The sequence below is a fragment of the Paenisporosarcina sp. P4_B8 genome (assembly GCF_056402175.1).
The window spans coordinates 1-3,898 of the sequence record NZ_JBFUHX010000041.1 but is presented as its reverse complement, the minus strand read 5'-3'; the positions used below and the strand labels follow the sequence as shown (position 1 = coordinate 3,898).

The following is a 3,898-nucleotide window of genomic DNA, read 5'->3' as shown; positions in this document are numbered from 1 at the left end:
AGCTAGTTTCAAGTCCATGGGCAATCTTATTCCTTGTAGAAATTAATTCATTTATAATATTAATACTAGTTTGAAGTTCAGCATCTCTAACATCAATTTCCAATGCGAATGTTTCTCTTACATGTTTGTGTTTAATATTTGTCATATATCTATTTAGAATTTTTCTGTCAATTATATCTCCTAAATACTTTTGGATATTATTTTGTAAAGATAAAGCAGATTCGAAAGTTTTTCTGAAAATCTCTTTAATAGCGACATCATAGGTAGAATTCAATAGTAATAATGCATATGTACTTGTAAGTCCATAAACTTCGGAATCTCTCTCTGCAGGGGTCATCCGTAGTAAACCTTCATAGTATTCAATAACTTTTAGAAAGGAATCATATGTAACATCTTCTACTAAACCACCTAAGAAAGAAATTTCATTTTTTAATAATTCAATTTCTTTAGTGATATCATCTGATTCTGCAACCTCAATAGTTTCTCTACCATTATCAATTATGTCTAAGATCTCAACTACCTTACTCACGACTGAAAACTCCTTCCACTGCTTTCAATCTGTATTGGATATTTTCATATCTATTTGTTTGAGAAGAAATTGCTTCCACAAACCTTTCATCTTCAAACAATTTAATATACTTTATTACATCAAACTTTTGTGACTCCATGTTTATTTTATCTAATGTTAAAAGTAAACTTTCAAATAGAGGAATGTTAAACTTTTTACCTTTTAAAGAATTCTCAAAATCTTCTAAATCACTTATTTTTTCCGTAGGTCTTCTGAAAAGGTGCCCTACTGACAATTTAATTTGCTCTTGTAACCAAATTAATTTTATCTCTAGTTCATTAAAAATTCTTGCAGCAAATTGTTCATCCATTCTTTGAGCATTTGACATAAACATATTGATTTCCTTTTTGTATGAGATGTCACTATTTAAATGTTTATTATCCTCCAACGATTTAATAGTAAAATATCTAGCAATAATCTCTTGATCACTTAATCTTTTGTCCTTTTCAAACCCTTCGGTTTGATTAGTCAAAACCATTTTATAAGCCGCTATCCAAATTGGATTAGTGACAAATTCATTTAATTTTTTTGTGAATTCTCCAAAATAGATGGCTCTTCGAATTTCTTGACTGTTTAATTGAATACTACCAGTGTTTATTCTTTCAAATAAGCTATATAACGCTATATTTTTGTCTTGTTCATCAGATAAAATTTGAAAAACAGAAGCCCGTATGTTTGTACTTCTTAACCGTCTCTGAGAATCTTCATCTAAGTCCCTGAAAAACTTACCTCTCCATTTCGGATTAATGTCATCTCGTCTTAGAATTTTCAATTCATTGTTGAGAAATTCAACAAGGGTATTTATTCTTTGTTGCCCATCAATTATTAACATTTTCCCTTTATCTAAATCTGTAAAAAACATTCCTGGAATAGGATAACCTAATAAAATAGATTCTATAAATCTTGACTTTCTTCTTGTATCCCAGACAAGTTCTCTTTGAAAATCAGGAACTACAAGTTCTTTCTCTTCACTCAAAGTTTTTAATTCTCTTACTGAAAAATCAACACCTCTAGTTACTACTTTAATTTCCTCAATATATTCTATTTTCTCGTTTTCATTTTCCACTTCTGGATTTCCCAATTCATATAAATCTTCCATATAATCACTCCTTTTAATAAAAACTTTATACATTCTTATATCTACTTTAACATTAATTCCAATTATTTCTTATAACTAATTAATGTTTTTATATAAATATTCATTTAAGATATTTCTAGTCTGTAGGGGTATAACTTGACATGTACTTTTCCAATATTTTTTTGGTGAATTTATACTATGAACCCTCCTATGAATACAGATGGTTAACTATTGTGGTAAAACCATTGTTAACTAATATTGCCTATCTATACATCCGTTTTATTATAATTATTAAGTAGTCTTGATTACTTTTTAATCTAATAAAAAAGCTGTGTATTGGGGCTGGTCTGTGAGGAATCAATATCCTCCACTTCAAAATTTTATGATACATTTTTGGAAAATAAAGATACAATATATATAGTAGCGTAGTACAAATCTCATATAAAATAAGGAGTAGAACTGACTTGCAAAATTACCTAGATACAGTTCAAAAACCAAAAAAATATAGTTTACAAGAGAATTTTCCCTTTAATGATTTGAGTGATAGAAAATTTGAGGAGTTATTGCATTCATTAGTAAGTGGATTTATTGGAAAAAACGAATTTTTTAATATTGAATTTGATAATGCGGTTTTAATGAGCGGAGTCGGCGAAAAGGGTAGAGATATTATTCTCTCGAAAAATTCTAAAACTATAGCTGTTATACAATGTAAGAAATATGGCCAAAATATTAGTAAGGGTATATTTTTAGAAGAATTAACAAAATTTATATTAAATTATATCGATGACAAAACAATAATACCAGATATTAATAATTTCAAGTATATTCTTGCAGTTTCAAAAGGAATTTCTAATAATGTACAAGAGTTTATAAGTAATAAAGCGGTTTATTCAAAAGATGAACTTGAAAAACAGATAAAACACTACTCTAAAAAAATACTGAAAACGGAACTAAATGATTCAATAATTAATGAAATAATAGACATAATATTATCTTTAAAAATAGAAGGTGTATTACCAAAAGATTTAAACACATATTTATATACACAAAAAAATGTATTACATGCTTTTTTTCAGGTTGAAAAGGTAATTGATCAAAGTATTTTCGAAAAATTAATTAGTGATACTGAGTTAGATAAAAATGAATTTATTAAAGCGGTGAAAATGTTAAGAATAATTTTTCTCGTATTAATTTCTTCGGACTTGCCTTACCAAGAAAACCTAGAGAAGTTCAATTATATTCATTATTTGTAGAGCCTACTTTTGAGGTGCAAAATTCTCAAGTTAATTTTAAAAGAGTTAATGAAAGTCCTATAGAAGAAGGGGCTGAGAAAACGCAATTAAATCTAAAATTTTTGAAAGAATACATTGAAAACAACGTGCAGTATTTTGCGAGTTTATCAAATTTATCAAAATTAGTTGATATTGACAGGAAGTTTAATTTTAAAGATTTTTTTAAAGACAAGAGAAATTTAGTTATTTTAGGGAAACCAGGAGCGGGAAAATCTTCTTTAGTCAAGTATGCTATGTGTAAGTTATTCGATAGAGATGGTTTTTTTAATAATAAAGAGATTTATTCAAAAATACCATTTAGAATAGAATTACATAAATATAATAAATATAAAATGCAACATTCAAGTGGTTTAGTAGAATATATCACCAAAATTTTAGAAGAAGAATTTCAAATTAGCTATGTTAGTAAAAAGGCTATGGAAGAAATTTTGAAAAAATATTCTACTTTAATTTTTTTTGATGGACTAGATGAAGTTCTAGATATACAAGAGAGGACTCAAATTCGTCATGATATAGAAAATTTTATTAGATTATATCCTAAACTATTAAGTATTGTAACAAGTAGATATGAAGCTTATGAAGAAGTACATTTTAATGGCGAATTTAAAGTTGTTCATGTTCTTGATTTTAACCCAGATCAAATGAAAGAATATGTGGAAAACTGGTACTCTATTGAAGAAGATGATGAAAAAAGAAGAATTAAAGAAATTCATAATTGCTTAACGGAATTAGATAGTATCGAAGAAGAATTAAAAAAGACTCCTTTATTATTGACTTTAATATTAGTGCTTTATAGAAACGAATTAGAGCTCCCCACATCGAAACTAGATTTATATGAAAGTTGTACAAATACGTTAGTAGAAGTCAGAGATATGAAAGAAAAGAAATTGGATTTAATGTTGAAAATATCTAATAAAATCGCAACTTTCTCTGCACTTGCTAATTGGCAATATATTGAAC

Annotated in this window: 4 protein-coding genes; 2 read left to right on the top strand and 2 right to left on the bottom strand. The window is 27.2% G+C overall.

Annotation, left to right across the window (positions count from 1 at the left end; genetic code table 11):
- The coding region (locus AC1DSK_RS17185; RefSeq protein WP_477598443.1) for a hypothetical protein at positions 1–529 on the bottom strand (529 nt) is incomplete at its 3' end.
- Positions 522–1,667, bottom strand: coding sequence for a GmrSD restriction endonuclease domain-containing protein (locus AC1DSK_RS17180; protein WP_477598441.1), 1,146 nt, complete (start codon positions 1,665–1,667; stop codon positions 522–524). The genes AC1DSK_RS17185 and AC1DSK_RS17180, both read right to left, overlap by 8 nt.
- Positions 1,668–2,110: 443 nt before the next feature.
- Between AC1DSK_RS17180 and AC1DSK_RS17175 the strand changes: the two genes are divergently transcribed.
- Positions 2,111–2,899, top strand: a complete 789-nt coding sequence (locus AC1DSK_RS17175) for a hypothetical protein (protein WP_477546453.1) — start codon at positions 2,111–2,113, stop codon at positions 2,897–2,899.
- Positions 2,900–2,913: 14 nt separating this feature from the next.
- Positions 2,914–3,898: NACHT domain-containing protein (locus AC1DSK_RS17170; protein ID WP_477598439.1), on the top strand; the 985-nt coding region annotated here is incomplete at its 3' end.